The sequence below is a fragment of the Microbacterium xerophyticum genome (assembly GCF_053543555.1).
The window spans coordinates 316475-331717 of record NZ_JBLVOB010000005.1 but is presented as its reverse complement, the minus strand read 5'-3'; the positions used below and the strand labels follow the sequence as shown (position 1 = coordinate 331717).

Annotated in this window: 17 protein-coding genes; 7 read left to right on the top strand and 10 right to left on the bottom strand. The window is 68.6% G+C overall.

What is annotated here, in order from left to right:
* Positions 1-61 precede the first annotated feature (61 nt).
* The 4 genes from ACNPNP_RS06125 to ACNPNP_RS06110 are packed head-to-tail and all read left to right on the top strand — an operon-like array spanning position 62 to position 3576.
* Positions 62-1018 (top strand): ABC transporter ATP-binding protein, encoded by a 957-nt coding sequence (locus ACNPNP_RS06125; RefSeq protein ID WP_448965158.1) that lies wholly within the window; start codon positions 62-64, stop codon positions 1016-1018.
* A gap of 2 nt (positions 1019-1020) precedes the next feature.
* Entirely contained in the window at positions 1021-1782 is a 762-nt protein-coding gene (locus tag ACNPNP_RS06120) for an ABC transporter permease (RefSeq protein ID WP_234000503.1), read from the top strand.
* A gap of 10 nt (positions 1783-1792) precedes the next feature.
* Complete coding sequence (locus tag ACNPNP_RS06115) at positions 1793-2965, top strand: sensor histidine kinase (RefSeq protein WP_448965157.1); 1173 nt, start codon at positions 1793-1795, stop codon at positions 2963-2965.
* On the top strand, positions 2962-3576 hold the full coding sequence (locus tag ACNPNP_RS06110) for a response regulator (RefSeq protein ID WP_448965156.1): 615 nt from the start codon (positions 2962-2964) through the stop codon (positions 3574-3576). Before ACNPNP_RS06115 ends, ACNPNP_RS06110 begins: the two co-directional genes overlap by 4 nt.
* 27 nt (positions 3577-3603) lie before the next feature.
* Here ACNPNP_RS06110 and ACNPNP_RS06105 read toward each other — a convergent pair whose 3' ends face one another.
* Entirely contained in the window at positions 3604-4818 is a 1215-nt protein-coding gene (locus ACNPNP_RS06105) for a hypothetical protein (RefSeq protein ID WP_448965155.1), read from the bottom strand.
* Positions 4819-4915: 97 nt separating this feature from the next.
* Here ACNPNP_RS06105 and ACNPNP_RS06100 point away from each other — a divergent pair, with 97 nt between their 5' ends.
* Entirely contained in the window at positions 4916-5287 is a 372-nt protein-coding gene (locus ACNPNP_RS06100; protein WP_206476826.1) for a VOC family protein, read from the top strand.
* Between the two features lie 32 nt (positions 5288-5319).
* On the opposite strand, the gene phnN is transcribed toward ACNPNP_RS06100, so the two are convergent.
* Genes phnN through phnG form a run of 9 tightly spaced genes read right to left on the bottom strand, consistent with a single transcriptional unit; the run spans position 5320 to position 12418 of the window.
* The gene (phnN, locus tag ACNPNP_RS06095) at positions 5320-5877 is read right to left on the bottom strand and encodes a phosphonate metabolism protein/1,5-bisphosphokinase (PRPP-forming) PhnN (protein ID WP_448965154.1); all 558 of its coding nucleotides are present in this window, start codon (positions 5875-5877) and stop codon (positions 5320-5322) included.
* A complete protein-coding gene (locus tag ACNPNP_RS06090; protein WP_448965153.1) occupies positions 5874-7052 on the bottom strand; it encodes an alpha-D-ribose 1-methylphosphonate 5-triphosphate diphosphatase in 1179 nt (392 codons plus the stop codon). The genes phnN and ACNPNP_RS06090 overlap by 4 nt, the downstream gene beginning before the upstream one ends.
* The gene (locus tag ACNPNP_RS06085; protein WP_448965152.1) at positions 7052-7732 is read right to left on the bottom strand and encodes a DUF1045 domain-containing protein; all 681 of its coding nucleotides are present in this window, start codon (positions 7730-7732) and stop codon (positions 7052-7054) included. Before ACNPNP_RS06085 ends, ACNPNP_RS06090 begins: the two co-directional genes overlap by 1 nt.
* Positions 7729-8481 (bottom strand): phosphonate C-P lyase system protein PhnL, encoded by a 753-nt coding sequence (gene phnL / locus ACNPNP_RS06080; RefSeq protein WP_448965151.1) that lies wholly within the window; start codon positions 8479-8481, stop codon positions 7729-7731. Before phnL ends, ACNPNP_RS06085 begins: the two co-directional genes overlap by 4 nt.
* Positions 8478-9290, bottom strand: a complete 813-nt coding sequence (gene phnK, locus ACNPNP_RS06075) for a phosphonate C-P lyase system protein PhnK (RefSeq protein ID WP_448965150.1) — start codon at positions 9288-9290, stop codon at positions 8478-8480. The genes phnL and phnK overlap by 4 nt, the downstream gene beginning before the upstream one ends.
* Positions 9287-10183 carry an alpha-D-ribose 1-methylphosphonate 5-phosphate C-P-lyase PhnJ gene (locus tag ACNPNP_RS06070; RefSeq protein ID WP_206476820.1) on the bottom strand — a complete coding sequence of 299 codons (897 nt, stop codon included), beginning with the start codon at positions 10181-10183 and terminating at the stop codon, positions 9287-9289. The genes phnK and ACNPNP_RS06070 overlap by 4 nt, the downstream gene beginning before the upstream one ends.
* Complete coding sequence (locus ACNPNP_RS06065) at positions 10180-11298, bottom strand: carbon-phosphorus lyase complex subunit (protein WP_448965149.1); 1119 nt, start codon at positions 11296-11298, stop codon at positions 10180-10182. The genes ACNPNP_RS06070 and ACNPNP_RS06065 overlap by 4 nt, the downstream gene beginning before the upstream one ends.
* Complete coding sequence (gene phnH / locus ACNPNP_RS06060) at positions 11298-11936, bottom strand: phosphonate C-P lyase system protein PhnH (protein WP_448965148.1); 639 nt, start codon at positions 11934-11936, stop codon at positions 11298-11300. Before phnH ends, ACNPNP_RS06065 begins: the two co-directional genes overlap by 1 nt.
* Complete coding sequence (gene phnG, locus ACNPNP_RS06055) at positions 11933-12418, bottom strand: phosphonate C-P lyase system protein PhnG (RefSeq protein ID WP_448965147.1); 486 nt, start codon at positions 12416-12418, stop codon at positions 11933-11935. The genes phnH and phnG overlap by 4 nt, the downstream gene beginning before the upstream one ends.
* A gap of 180 nt (positions 12419-12598) precedes the next feature.
* Here phnG and phnF point away from each other — a divergent pair, with 180 nt between their 5' ends.
* The gene (gene phnF / locus ACNPNP_RS06050) at positions 12599-13351 is read left to right on the top strand and encodes a phosphonate metabolism transcriptional regulator PhnF (protein WP_448965146.1); all 753 of its coding nucleotides are present in this window, start codon (positions 12599-12601) and stop codon (positions 13349-13351) included.
* 112 nt (positions 13352-13463) lie between these two features.
* On the top strand, positions 13464-15227 hold the full coding sequence (locus ACNPNP_RS06045) for a Na+/H+ antiporter (protein WP_448965145.1): 1764 nt from the start codon (positions 13464-13466) through the stop codon (positions 15225-15227).
* Positions 15228-15243 lie beyond the last annotated feature (16 nt).

Here is a 15243-nt window from a genome sequence, read left to right as displayed (position 1 = left end):
CATGCGGATCCGATGACACCGGGCTCCGGACTTCACGCCGCGTCGCCGCCAGGCTGGAGCCATGAGCACAGCAGTGGACACTCAGACTCCGACCAGGGCGGCCGGCACGGCATCCGACAACGCCGTCATGATCACCGGATTGCGACGGCACTACGGCTCGGGCGAGCGCACGGTCAAGGCAGTCGACGGCCTCGACCTCAGCATCCGCCGTGGCGAGGTCGTCGCGCTCCTGGGCCCGAACGGTGCAGGCAAGACGACCACGCTCGACGTGCTGCTGGGGCTCACCGATCCGAGCGACGGCAATGTCTCCGTGCACGGCCAGAAGCCGATCAGGGCCGCCAAGGCGGGCATGATCGCGGCGGTGCTGCAGACCGGGGGGTTGCTCTCCGACCTCAGTGTTCGCGAGACGGTCGACGTGATCGCCTCCCTGCACGGGCGCGATGCGCTCTCCCGCGTGCCGGAGGTGCTCTCCCGCACCGATCTCGAATCGATCGCCCGACGCCGCATCGCCAAGTGCTCCGGTGGTGAGCAGCAGCGCGTCAAGTTCGCTCTCGCCCTGGTCGCCGACCCCGACATCCTCGTGCTCGACGAGCCGACCGCCGGTATGGACGTCACCGCGCGGCGTCACTTCTGGGACGTCATGCGCGCCGATGCGGATGGCGGTCGCACGATCGTCTTCGCCACTCATTACCTCGAGGAGGCCGAGCAGTTCGCGCGCCGCACCGTCGTGATGCACCGTGGCCGCATCGTCGCCGACGCCCCGACCGCGCAGCTGCGCGCGAACCTCGGCGGGCGCACCCTCGCCGCGAATCTTCCCGCCGCCGGCGCAGACGCGCTCGTGCGGCAGCTGAAGGAGACCGAGGGCATCACAGATGTGCGGGTCGACGCCGAACGGGTGAGTCTGCGTGCGCTGGACTCGGATGCCGCGGCATCCGCCCTTCTCGCCGCGGGAGCGCACGACATGGAGATCGCCGCCCCCACGCTCGAAACCGCCTTCACGACCCTGACGGAGGACTGAGCATGACCATCTCGATCTCATCCACGATGCTGCGCGTCGAGGCGATGCGCCAGATCCGCAACCCCTACACACTCGCTTTCACCCTCGGCATGCCGGTCGCGATGTACCTGCTGTTCGGTGCGACGGCGGCATACGCGTCGGAGTCGGCTGGCAACGGCAACGTCGCCTTCTACGTGATGGTCTCGATGGCGGCCTACGGCACCGCGGTCGCGATGAGCTCGCTCACCTCACTCGCGGCCACGGAGGCGAAGCAGGGCTGGGGGCGGCAGCTCGCCATGACGCCGCTCGGTACGGCGGGTTACGCCATGACGAAGCTGCTCACCGCTGTCGCGTTCGCGGCGCTCGCCGTGCTGGCCGTCTTCGTCGCCGGGTTGCTGACCGGGGCGGAGGCGACCGATGCCTGGCGCTGGTGGGCCGCGATCGGCATCATCCTCGCCGTCGGCCTCGTCTACGGCCTCTACGGACTCGGTGTCGGACTGTTCTTCAACTCCGACACGGCCGCCGCACTCGCGTCGATCTCGATGACCTTCTTCGCGTTCTTCGGCAACGTGTTCCTGCCGCTCGACGGGGTCATGCTCGACATCGCCCGGTTCACGCCCCTGTACGGCTACGTCGCACTGAGCAGGTGGCCGTTGACCGACGGCACGCTCACCACAGGGCAGAGCGACCCGCTGTGGGTGCTCCTGCTGAACATCGTGGTGTGGCTCGCGGTGTTCGCCGTGCTCGTGGCCGCCGGAGTGAAGCGCTCGCGTTCGCGCCGATAGGGTCGACAGCATGGCGGATGACGTGACCAGGGATGCCGCGGCGGCGGCTGCCGTCGGTGCGGCTCCCGCAGCCTGGGCCACTCGGGGCAGCCGCCGACGCAGCGTCGGTTCCGGCGCGCCGTGGGAGCGGTTCGGCTGGTTGATGGCCGTCATCTGGCTCGTGTTCCTGGTGTACCCGCTGATGGCGCTGCTGCGCTCGGATGCCGCCCAGGGGTGGATCGTCACCGGCTGGGTGGGGCTCGGCGCGTTCATCGTCGTCTACGTCGCCGGCTTCATGAACGGGATGAGCTTCGGCGGCGGCGGGCTGACCACGCCGCCGAAGCCGATCCAGTGGGCGGCGTTCGCAGGTCTCATCGCGTGCGCGGCGCTGGTCGTCCCCAGCGTGGGCGGCGCGGCGCTGGGCTTCCTGCCGTTCATCATGTCCTTCGCGTCGTACGGACTGACCCGCCTCGCTCATTGGACCACGATGGCGGCCTGCGTCACGCTCACTGCGGTGATGCTCTTCTTCACACCGCAGGGCATGGACAACCTGACCATCTTCGCGATCGTCCTGCTGCTCGGCGTCGTCAACACCGTCTCGACCAGCTTGATCATCCGCTCGGCAGAGGCCGAGCAGCTCGGTCTCGAACTCGCCACGAGCGAGGGCCGAGAGGCGGTGGCGCGCGATGTGCACGACCTCGTGGGGCACTCGCTCACCGTCGTCAGTCTGAAGGCGCAGCTCGTGCGACGGCTCATCGACAGCGATCCGGAGCGTGCCAAGGCCGAGCTCGCCGACATCGAGTCGCTCACGACCGAGGCGATCGCGGGTGTGCGCGCCACGGTGGCGGGCGTGCGAAGCGCGGCGCTCGTCGAGCAGCTGGCCTCCTGTCGGGATGCGTTGCAGTCGGCCGATGTCGTGATGCTCGTGGACGGTGACGCCGCCGCCCTCTCGCCCGCGCAGTCGCTGACGGCGAGCTGGATATTGAGAGAGGCGACGACCAATGTGCTCAGGCACGCGGAGGCGCGCACGGTCACGGTGCGCATCGCACCAGGCAACCTCGCGGTGATCGACGACGGCGGCGGCTACGGGGGAATCGAGGGCAACGGAGTGAAGGGCATGCGCGAGCGGGCCACGATGAGCGGCGCGGCTTTCACGGTGCGGGCGGACGAGAGCGGTGGTACGTGCGTGGAGGTGACCTGGTGACCGACCCGATACGACTGGTGATCGTCGATGATCAGGCGATGCTGCGAGGCGCCCTCACTGCACTGCTGGAGCTCGAGGACGATCTGACGGTCGTCGGAGTCGCCGGAGACGGTGAGGACGCGGTGAAGGTGGTCGCCGACACCGCGCCGGACGTCTGTCTCATGGACATCCAGATGCCGGGGATGGACGGAATCGCCGCGACGCGGGCGGTGCGGGCCGCGAGCGCGGCCACCAGGGTGCTGATCGTGACGACGTTCGCGAGGCCCGGTTACCTGCGCGCCGCACTGGATGCGGGCGCGAGCGGATTCGTCGTGAAGGATGCGCCGGCCGAACAGCTCGCCGATGCCGTGCGCCGAGTGCACGCTGGATTGCGGGTCGTGGACTCCGCACTCGCCGAAGCCAGCGTCTTCGAAGGCGCGAACCCCCTCAGCGAGCGCGAGCAGCAGGTGCTCCGACTGGCCGCAGACGGACGCAGCGCCGCGGCGATCGCCTCCGAGGTGTTCCTGTCGGCGGGGACCGTGCGCAACAACCTGTCGGCGGCGATCGGCAAGGTCGGCGCGGCGAATCGTGCGCAGGCGGTGCGGATCGCGCAGGACAAGGGCTGGATCTGACGCTGCACGACCCCACCTGTCGACCGCTCAGCCGTCCGCTGCGGGTGCGGCCTGCATTCGCTGCGCCGCAGCCTGCTTCTGCCGTGCGAGCCAGGTGTGGTTGGCGATCGCGGCCCGCACCTCCTCGGAGTAGTCACGTGCGCCGTCGGGGTGTCGGAGGAGATTCCTCAGGTGGAAGGGGGAGTCCTCCCGGTGGGGGCTGCTGTCGTCGATTTCTCTGGCGAGACCGGTGAGGTAGTCATGGCCGTCGTCGCGATATCCCCGTCGCTCCGAGTCGTCCAAGCGGATCACGCACTGATCGTCCGCCATCGTACTGATCGTGTACCGCGACTCGAGGTACAGCTCGCCCTTCTGCTCGACCAGGAACCATGAGCCCGGCTCGTGATCGACATATCGCATCGCGCCCTGCGCCTCTGCGATGCGAGCGGCATCGCCCCATTCCTCGATGGGGGGAATCGCCTCGAGCGGACGCCTCATCGCGGTGTCGAAGGGGTAGTACGCGAACGTCGGTGCGGCATCTCGATACAGCGTGAGGCACGCGACCCGGTGGCATGCTGAGCAGGCGACCTGGCTCTCCACCTGTTTCATCAGGGCGGAGGCATGAAGGAGGTCGAGGTCGGCGAGTGGGACGACTCCTCGTTGCTCCTCGACTTGACCGGCACCCACCGCTGCACGCAGTGCATAGACCGTGCCCTCCACATCGAAGGATCCGTCGCCTCGGCGTACGATCAGGTCGCGGCACACAGGGCAGTCCTCGTCCGCCGGACGGCAGGTGCGCCCAGGATCGTCCACCGTGACGACGACGCGCTGGAGGTCACCGGCCCGATAGCCCCCGTGCTTCACGAACTCGGGTCGCACATACCCCGATTCGAGAACGAAGTACCGGTCGCCGGCGGCGAAACGCCATGTCACGTCGAAGACCTTCTTGAAATCGGAGAAGGTCGCGTCGTTGTCGACACCCGGGATCCAGTCCGCCACGTCGAGTCCGCGCGGAGCGGACGGTGTCGTCGCGATATGCAGGATCACGGCGATGATCGCATCGTCGTGAAGGACGAGCTCTCCGCCCGAGCCGAAGCGCACATGCCGCGACAGCACAGCCGGCTCTCCGACCCGACGTTCATGAGCTTCGACGGGCCCGCCGCCCAACGCCTCGATCAGGCGACGCGCGGGCTCGTCCTCCGGCCCGGCACCGAGCGCCTCGAGGATGGTCTGCAGCCGGCCGCTCTCCGGATCTGGTGTCATCGGACCAGTATCCGCCATTGGCGCTCTGGTGCGATGTCGGTGGCCGCGCGTACCGTGAACGTCGACGGGCGCCGACGCCCGCCAGGAGGAGCGAGTGATGGACTGGAAGATCGAACTCATCCACGTGCCGGTCAGCGACGTCGACCGGGCGAAGGACTTCTATGTGAAGATCGGCTTCAACGCCGACCACGATCAGGTCGTCCACGAAGGTCTGAGGTTCGTGCAGATGACTCCGCCCGGGTCGGCCTGCTCGATCGCCTTCGGCGAGGGCCTCGGCCTCGATCTCGAACCGGGTCAGCAGAACACGATCCAGGTCGTGGTGCCTGACGCGGATGCCGCGCTCGCACAGCTGCGCGATGCCGGTGTCGAGGCGAACGGCGTCGACGAACAGGCGTGGGGGCGGTTCGTGACGTTCGACGACCCCGACGGCAACACCTGGACGCTGCAGCAGCTCCCCGACCGGAGTTGATACGGCAGCCGACGCGGCACAGCCCCGCGGGGTCAGCGCGGCACGACCTCCCGCACGTGGCGGAGGAACTCGACGAGGCGTTCGCACGCCTCGTCGAGTGTGCCGTCGTTGACGATCTCTAGGTCGACAGGGTGTTCGGGCGCCGGGTCCGGTCGGGAGACGCGCGCCGCAGCCGCCTCGCGGGTCTCCCGGCCACGGGCGATGATGCGCGCCAGGCGGGTCTCGTCCGACACAGTGATGCGCACCACCCGCGCTTCTCCGAACAGCGCCGGCAGCTGCGCGACCACGCCGCGTGAGACGTTGGCCACGACCACGCCCCCGGCAGCGACCGTCGTCCGCGCCGACGCGGGGACGCCGTACGCGAGACCATGCGCTCGCCAGGTCAGGGCGAGCTCGCCGCGATCCTCGGCATGCTCGAACCCGTCGTCCGTGACCGAGATGCAGTCCTCGCCGTCGCCTGTGGGGCGCGTGATGAGGCGGCGGGGGAAGACGATGTCGTCGCAGTCGGCCAGCGCGGCCCTGGCATGCTCGATGACGGTGTCCTTGCCGGCTCCGCTCGGTCCGACGATCGCGACGAACACTCCGCTCATGCGACCCTGGTCCCTTCGCGCCAGACACCGCGCACGATAGGGAGCGCCGAACCGAGCGGATGCTGCTCCGCGGAAGCGCCGGCGTACGCGTGCACGCGCACGAGATCGGCGCGCGTACCGGCCGCGATGACACCGCGATCGTCGAAGCCTGCCGCGCGGGCGGGGTTGGCGCTCACCAGTGCGACACCTTGCGGAAGCGTCACGTCTCCGCTGTGGAACAGATGGAAGACAGCGTTCAGCAGGCTCGAGGGAACGTAGTCGCTGGAGAGCACGTCCAGCAGCCCGAGGCGGAGAAGTTCGGTCGCGGCGACATTGCCGGAGTGAGAACCTCCGCGGATGATGTTCGGGGCTCCCATCACGACGAGTTGACCGGCGGCACGTGCCGCACGAGCGGCTTCGATCGTCGTGGGGAACTCCGAGATCCGCACGCCCGCCGCCGCCGACTCGTCGATGTGCGCCTGGGTGGCGTCATCGTGCGCGGCGATCGTGATGCCGCGCGCGGTGGCGCGCTCGACCATCAATCGTCGATTGTCCACGGAGAAACGCGACGAGTACTGGTGCAGAGCCTCCACGTGCTGATCGAACTGCTCGTTCGTGAAACTGTGCTTGCCGACCATGTAGGTGCGGAACGCCTCGACATCGGCGTACTGGCGCTGACCAGGGGTGTGGTCCATCAGAGAGATCAGCCGCACGCGCTCGTGCCCTCCGATGTCGTCGAAGACCTCTACGACATCCGGCGTCGCGACCTCGCAGCGCAGGTGCACATGGTGATCCGCACGCAGCAGTCCCGCCTCGGCCGCGTGCACCACGGCATCCATGAGCACACGCGCCCTGCCTGCCAGACGGTTCTCGCCGGGACCGCTTCCGATCCGCAGCGCATCGAGCACCGTGGTCATGCCCGATGCGGCCATCTGCGCGTCGTGGGCGATCACCGCGGGGATGGGGTCCCAGAATCGCTGGGGACGGGGCTGGAGGTGGCCTTCGACCTGGTCGGTGTGCAATTCCACGAGACCCGGCAGCAGGTAGTCCTCGCCCAGGTCCTCGTGAACGGTGCCGTCCGTCGAAGGGCGCGCGACCGCCGAGACCTCGGTGATGCGCCCGTCCGCGACGCGCACGGATCCGTGCACGATCTCGTTCTCGAGCACGATGCGCGCGTTGGTCAACGTGTATGACATCAGGTGGTCTCCTGTGGGGTTCGGAGGGCGAACGGATGGACGGACAAGAGCTCGAATGCGGCGCCGGGAGCGGGTTCGACGCAGATCGCGATCGCCGTGAGCGGTACGTCGACGCCGGTCACCGGAGCGAAGTGCTCGTCGAGTGCGGCGTCCACCCCTGCGCTGCGCTCGACGGGCACGGCGTCCGTCAGCGTCAGGTGGAATCGGAACTCGTCGAGCACATACGGGTAGCCCCAGCGTTCGAAGAGATCGCGCTGCCGGGGCGTGAGCCGCTCCGGTCGGCGCCGACGGACATCCTCCGGGCTGAGCGGCGCACGGAACTCGTCGAACACCTGCACGCTCTCGGCGGCGAGGTCCGCGAGCGCGGACTGCTGTCCTGGTGCGGGAACGAGCGCACGGAACGCGTCGATCACGGTCACGCGCGGTGCGCGGATGCTCAGTGGCCGATGCTCAGCCGCGAACGCGTCGGCCGCTGCGCGCAGCTCTGCCTCGGTGCGACCGTCCGCCAGGCGCATCGGAGCCTTGAGAGTGGCATGGAACCCGTAGCGCCGCGCATCCGATGTGAGGTCGCGCACGTCCTCACGGGCGAGCCAGGCCTCGGCTGCATCGCGCAGACGGCGGGCCGCATCCGCATCAGCGTCATGCGCTCCCGGAACGGCGTACACGGCGTACCTCGTCACGCGGCGACCTCCTCTCGTGCCGGCGTGAACGCCTGCACATCGACCACGGCATCCGCCACGGCCTCGCGCACGTCCGCGTCATGGAAGATCGCCAGCATGCCGGACCCTCTGCCGAGGCTCTCGCGGATCAGGTCGATCACGACCGCGCGATTGCGGGCGTCGAGCGACGCGGTCGGCTCGTCGAGCAGCAGCAGCGGACGATCGATGATGAAGCCGCGCGCGACGTTCACGCGCTGCTGCTCGCCGCCGGAGAACGTCGCGGGAGGCAGCTTCCACAGCCGTTCGGGAATGCTCAGCCGCGCCAGGAGAGCACCGGCACGATCACGGGCCTCCGGGCGGTCGACACCGCGCTCGACGAGCGGCTCGGCGACGACGTCCAGCGCGGGAACGCGAGGAACGGCGCGGAGGAACTGGCTGACATAGCCCACGGTGTCGCGCCGCGCCGCGAGCACCTGCCGCGGTTGCGCCGCGGCGAGGTCAAGGACCTCACCGTGATGACTCAGCAGGATGCGCCCCGAGTCGGTGCCGTAGCTGCCGTAGATCATCTTCATCACGGTGCTCTTGCCGGCGCCCGATTCGCCGCCGAGCACGACGCACGTCCCTCGTGCCACGTCGAAGGTCAGCCCGCGCAGCACCGGGAGCCGCTGGGACTCCTGCAGGTGGAGGGTGAAGGTCTTCGCGACGTCGATCACGGAGAGCACGGCACCCGTCGGCAGATCGTGCGATTCGTTGTGGATCATGAGGTTCATCCCTGGAGGATCGAGGAGACGAGCAGTTGGGTGTACGCGGCCTGCGGGTCATCGAGCACCCGATCGGTGAGGCCCGACTCGACCACGGCGCCCTCCTTCATGACGAGCGTCCGGTGCGAGATCAGACGCGCGACCGCGAGATCGTGGGTGACGATCACGACGGCCAGACCGAGTTCGGTCACGAGCGAGCGGATCAGATCGAGCAGACGCGCCTGGACAGAGACATCCAGACCGCTGGTGGGCTCATCCATGAAGACGAGACGCGGTCCGAACACGAGATTCCGGGCGATCTGCACGCGCTGCCGCATTCCCCCCGAGAAGGTCGAAGGCGAATCGTCGATGCGCTCGGCGGGGATCTCCACACGCCCCAGCCAGGCCTCCGCCTCGGCTCGGATGCTGCCGTAGTGCCGCCAGCCGTTGGCCATCAGCGGCTCGCCGACGTTGCCTCCGGCGCTGACGTGCATCCTCAGTCCGTCGGCGGCGTTCTGGTGCACGAACCCCCATTCGGTGCGCCACAGTCGGCGCACCTCCCGTTCGCTGAGCGTCGCGAGATCGAGCAGCGCGTGGCCGGCGCCCTGTGCGCCCTCCGGCCCGTTCTCGGAAGTCGTCAGGTAGCTGATCCGGCCCTCATCCGCGGAGAGCCGCTGCGACAGCATCCCGAGCAGCGTCGACTTGCCCGAGCCCGATTCGCCGACGACGGCGAGCACCTCACCCGGCCACAGGTCGAAGCTCACGTCCCGGCATCCGAAGCGGTCCCCATAGCGATGCCCGGCGGCATCAACGCTGAGCAGGGGAGTCTCGTCGATCATGCGTTCATCTCCGTGTCGTGGCGTTCAGCGTCCTGGTCGAGCCGCGCGGCGGCGGCCGTGCGCTCGCAGTGGTCGGTGTCGGAGCAGACGAACATCGCCCCGCCGCTGTCGTCGGTGATGACCTCGTCGAGGTACACCCCGCGCGAGCCGCAGATCTCGCACGCCTGCTCGAAGGTCTGCGGCTCGAACGGGAAGTCGTCGAAGCCGAGGCTCACGACGTCGGTGTAGGGAGGGACGGCGTAGATCCGCTTCTCGCGTCCCGCGCCGAACAGCTGCAGCGCGGGGTTCTGATGCATCTTCGGGTTGTCGAAGCTCGGGGTGGGCGACGGGGCCATCACGTAGCGGCCGTGCACGAGCACCGGATAGTCGTAGGTCTTCGCGATGTGCCCGTACCTGGCGATGTCCTCGTAGAGCTTGACGTACATCAGACCGTACTCCTCGAGCGCATGCATGCGCCGGGTCTCGGTCTCCCTGGGCTCGAGGAAGCGCAGCGGCTCGGGGATCGGCACCTGGTAGACGATGATCTGCTGCTCGGCCAGGGGCGTCTCCGGGATCCGGTGCCTGGTCTGGATGATGGTGGCCTCGTCCGTGCGGGTCGTGCTGGCGGTTCCCGCGACGCGTTCGAAGAACTGCCGGATCGACACGGCATTCGTGGTGTCGTCGGCGCCCTGGTCGATCACTTTCAGAGTGTCCTCGTCTCCGATGATCGACGCGGTCACCTGCACGCCGCCGGTGCCCCAGCCGCGGGGCATCGGCACTTCGCGCGATGCGAACGGCACTTGGAAGCCGGGGATCGCGATGCCCTTGAGCAGCGCTCTGCGCACGACGCGTTTGGTCTGTTCATCGAGGTATCCCTCGTTGTAGACGATGCGCGGTGAGGTGGAGAGGCTCATGATCCGACTCCCTGCTCTGCAGCGTCATCAGGACGCGAGTCCTCGGCGTGGCGTGCGTCGAACTCGGCGCGGAGTCGGCGTATCAGCCCGAGTTCCGCCTGGAAGTCGACGTAGTGCGGCAGTTTGAGATGCTCGACGAACCCGGTGGCCTGCACGTTGTCGGCGTGCGAGATCACGAACTCCTCGTCCTGCGCCGGCGACACGACGCGTTCGTCGAATTCCTCGCGGCGCAGCGCACGGTCCACGAGCGACATCGACATGGCCTTGCGCTCCGCGCGACCGAACGTGAGGCCGTACCCGCGGGTGAACTGCGGCGCCTGCTCGGCGCTGCCCACGAACTGGTTCACCATCTGGCACTCGGTCACCTCGATCCGTCCGATCGGCATCGCATGACCGAGTTCAGGGATCTCGAGCTCGACCTCGACCTGTCCGACGCGCACCTCTCCGACGAAGGGATGGTTGTTGCCGAACCCGCGCTGCGTCGAGTATCCCAGCGACAGCAGGAACCCCTCGTCGCCACGGCTGAGCGCCTGCAGCCGCGCCGCCCTGGTCATGGGATACACGGTCGGCTGCCTCGTGAGATCCGCAGGGTCCGGGTCCGTCCATCCCTCGGCCGGACGATCCGGTTCGATCAGGGCGTCTATTCCGAGCAGGTCAGTGACTCTCGGCATGGACTGCTCCTCGACGGGATCCGAGGCGGGCAGGTCGGGTGTCTCCAGCTCGTCCACGAGCAGCCGGTGCGTGTAGTCGAACGTCGCGCCGAGCTGCTGACCGCCGGGCAGGTCCTTGAAGGTGGCCGACACGCGCCGTTCCGACGGGAGCCCAGCGGTGTCGATCGCGACCGTGTGGCCGAACCGGGGCAGTGTGGTGCGGTACGAGCGCAGCAGTGTGACGGCTTCGAGCACGTCGCCCTGTGCCTGCAGCAGGGCCTTCGCCGCGAGGTCGGGGTCGTAGAGCGACCCCTCGGTCATCACGCGTGCGACGAGCACGCCCATCTGATCGCGCATCTGCGTGTGATCGATGCGGGCGGCATCCGCCTCACCGCGACCGCGTTTCGCGAGCAGCGCGTGCGCGTTGGCGATCGCCTTCTCGCCTCCCTTGACGGCGACGTACATCAGGCGCTCCTTCTGTCGAGATCGTGCTGCAGGGCGCCCGTGAGCGCCGTCGTTCTGGGCAGCCCGCAGACCGTGTGCTCGTGGGCGAGGATGAGGTCGACGCCCCGCGGGTACAGCGCGCGATTCTCCTGCCACTGCGGAAGGAATCCGTCGGGGAGCCCGGCGCCGTCCCACGTGCGGGTTTCGCGGATGCCGGGACCGCTGGCGGTAAGGCCGTCGATGCCAGCGCATGCGCGCGCATCGATCACGAGTGTCGCCGATTCATGCGGTTCTTCGTCGGTTCCGCGCGACAACGCCGACAGCGCGGGCGCGGTCTCCGGTGAGGAGGCGATCGCGAACGATGCGTCTGTCGGGGCGTCGACGATGCGTGCACCGGTGTGGAACACGATCCAGGCCTCGACCTCGGGTGCGCTGCGCAGTGCGAAGTCGAGCCAGACGGGGGTTTGCTCGTCGCACAGCGTCAGGATCACCGCTCCGAGTGCGGCGCCCAGCGGGTCCGGCGGTGCCACCACGGGATCGATGCGCTGGGGCGTGGTGGGCCGTGCGAGGGCTTCCATCACCGCACGGAACACGCGCTGCGCGTCTCGCACGGGATGGGCGAACCCCGCAGTGTGGTTCCGGGTGGTCAGCATGCTCATTCGTGCTCCCTTGCGACGGTGAAGAAGTCGACCACGGTGCTCCGCGCGTCCGCTCCGGCTTCGGCATCCCGCGCGCTCTGAGCGCGTTCGAGAGGTTCGATCACCTCGGCGAGGACGCGTTCGCGCTGCGCGGGAGCGCTCAGCAGCGCATCGAACACCGCGGCGAGTCCCGCGTGCTCGGGGTGGCTGCCGAGCACGTACGATGTGCCGCTCACGCCGTCGACGCCCGGTCCATGAAGCATCACTGTCGCCCTGGCCACGGTCGCCTCGCCCAGATTGAACCGGTCGCCGGTGCCGCCGATGCGCCCCTGCACCATGACGAGCCCGGCTTCCGGTCCTCGCAGGTAGGTGATGTCCGGCCGCTGCGACCACTGAGCCCACAGCGTGCTGAGTTCATCGAGTGACGCCTGCGACAGCGCGCGGGCGGCGCGTCGACGTTCGTCGATCGAGGTCTCGTGCGCCCCGTTCGTGTCCGCTGTCACGATGCGATGTCCTTCACGTCCGACTCCTTCTTGCTGCGTAAAGTTATCTACGTATCTATACAACTCGACAGTAGGCCGGTATGGTCGAGAAGGAAAGCGCACCGGGACAACTTCGGCGCACCAGACGATGAACAACAGGTGAATCGGTCACGGCCGCAGGGTTCGGAGGGCAGGAGTGCGATGACGAACCCCGACGCGGCCCCGCGTTCGAACAGCGGCTATTCGGCGTGGAGGCTCATCACCGAAGAACTGCGCGGCGAGATCTCCGAGCGGCGTCTGCGGCCGGGGGACCGGCTGCCGACCGAGAACGCGATCGCGGAGCGGTACGGCGTGAATCGTCACACGGCCCGCCAGGCCATCGCCGCGCTCGCGCAGGACGGACTCATCGAATCGCGACGGGGGAGCGGCACCTTCGTCACGGGTGAGTCGGTGCTCGTGCACCGGATCGGCCTGCGCACTCGGATGATGCGCAGCCTCGGTGAGGAGGAGAGCACTCGGACGAAGAGCCGCGTGCTCGAAAGCGTGACCGAACCCGCGCCGGCGGACATCGCGCTCCGGCTGGGCATACCCGGCGGGGAGGCGGTCAGGATCGAGAGCACGCGGTCGGTCGGCGGCCATCCGATCTCCATCGGCACGCACTGGTTCGCCGCCGAACGGTTGCCGGACATCGCAGGAGCATTCCGGCGCACCGGGTCGTTCACAGCGGCCCTCGCCGCGCAGGGCGTCGACGACTACGTACGCGCGTCCACCGTGGTCGGCGCGCGCCACGCGACAGCGCAGGAGGCGGAGATGCTCGAGATCCGTCCAGGAGCGATCGTGCTCGTCGCCGAGGCGCTCGACACCCTTCCCGACGGCACCCCGCTGCAGCACCTGGTGACGCGCTTCGCCGCACAGCGCGTGCGCCTGGACATCGAGCCCCCGCATCCGGAGTGAGGGGCTGCGCCCGCATCGGCCCGGCCTGTCGCGGAGGGAATAGCGAGAGCACAATGGATGCTGTGTCCTGAGCACGTTCGCGGATCAGCCCGCGATGCAGATGGGTGGTCGCATGGAAGGTCTCGAGATCACGGTCCTGCTCGGGCTCACGATCCTGATCGGGACGATGCTGGCGCCGCGGGTGCGTCTGGCGCTGCCGTTGGTGCTGGTCGTCTTCGGCCTGCTGCTCGGGTTCGTGCCCGAACTGCGCGAGGTGCAGTTGCCGCCGGAGACGGTGCTGCTGCTCTTCCTGCCGGTGATGCTCTACTGGGAGAGCCTGACGACATCGCTGCGCTCGATCCGCCGGGACTTCCGCTACATCCTCCCGATGAGCACCCTGCTCGTCGTCGCCTCGGCCTTCGCTGTGGCCGGCGTGGCCGTGCTGTTCGGGATGCCGTGGGAGATCGCCCTCATCCTCGGCGCGGCCGTCGCCCCGCCCGATGCCACCGCCGTCGCCGCCCTCGGTCGACTGCTGCCGCAGCGGGCGTTCATGAAGCTGAAGGCTGAGAGCCTCACCAATGACGGCACGGCGCTCGTGCTCTATGCGATCGCCGTCTCGCTCGCGGTCGGCGGCGACGTGACGCCCCTCTCCGTCACCTGGACGGTCGTCGTCTCGTATCTCGGAGGCATCGCCGTAGGAGCCCTCGTCGCCGCCGCGGGGTGGTTGGTGCTGCGACGGGTCAGGACGACGATCACGATCAATGTGACGTTGCTGCTCCTGCCGTTCGTCGCCTTCCTGCTCGCCGAGATGATCCACGCGTCCGGTGTGCTGGCAGTGGTCGTCGCAGGTCTCATCGCGGCGTATCTCGGACCGCGGATCACGACGGCCGCGTCGCGCCGGCAGTCCGAGGCGGTATGGCCGTTCGGAGTCTTCCTGCTCAACGGCGCCCTCTTCGTGCTGATCGGACTCGAAGTGCAGTGGGTCGTGCATCAGACCTCCCTGCAGATGATCGGGTGGCTCGTGCTGACGACGGTCGCCGTCTGGGTGACACTGCTGCTGGTGCGCTTCGGCTTCCAACTGCTGTCAGTGCCCTTCCAACGGCTCGGCGGAGCCCGGGTCGCCGTGCATCCGCGGGGGTTGAGGACTCGGGCGCAGATCGTCAGCACTGTCGCGGGCATGCGAGGGGCCGTGTCGCTCGCGATCGCGCTGTCGGTGCCTCTGGCCGCTCCGGACGGAACGGCGCTCGCCGGTCGGGACGACATCATCTTCGTGACGGCGGGGGTGATCCTGCTCAGCCTGCTCGTGCAGGGTCCGCTGCTGCCCGCTGTCGTGAGGTGGGCGGGGTTCCCTGATGACAACGCGGCCGATGAGGAGTTCGAACTCGCAGAGCGCGCGATCTCGGGGGCGGCGATGGCGGCGCTGGATGCGCTCGCCTCCGAGCACGGCATCAGCGACGAGGTGCGCGATCGGGTGCGCCGCGACGGCTACGAGATGCTCGAGCTCGCCAATGCCCGAGCGATGGCGAGGGAGCGCGCACTGATCGACGCCGAGGTCGGTGCGATGGAGGATCTGCTGGATGAGCCGGATCCGCTGGCGGGCGGCGCGATCGCGGACCTGGATCCCGACCCGGTCGGCGTCAGCGCGTCGGATGAGATCACGGACGGCACGACGCTGCAGATGGTGGCGACGTCGGCCGACGTCGACGTCCTGCAGCGCTCGCCGCTCATCCGGCACGAGGAGTACGCCCGGCTCAAGCTCGCGGTGCTCGAGCACAAGCGCGAGGTGCTGCACGGTCTGCGGCGCGCTGGCACCGTCGATGATCTCGTCGTGCGCAGCATCTCCGCGCGACTCGATCTCGAGCAGGTGCGGATGCAGGGGATCGAGCAGATCGACTGACAGCGCCCGCGCTGCC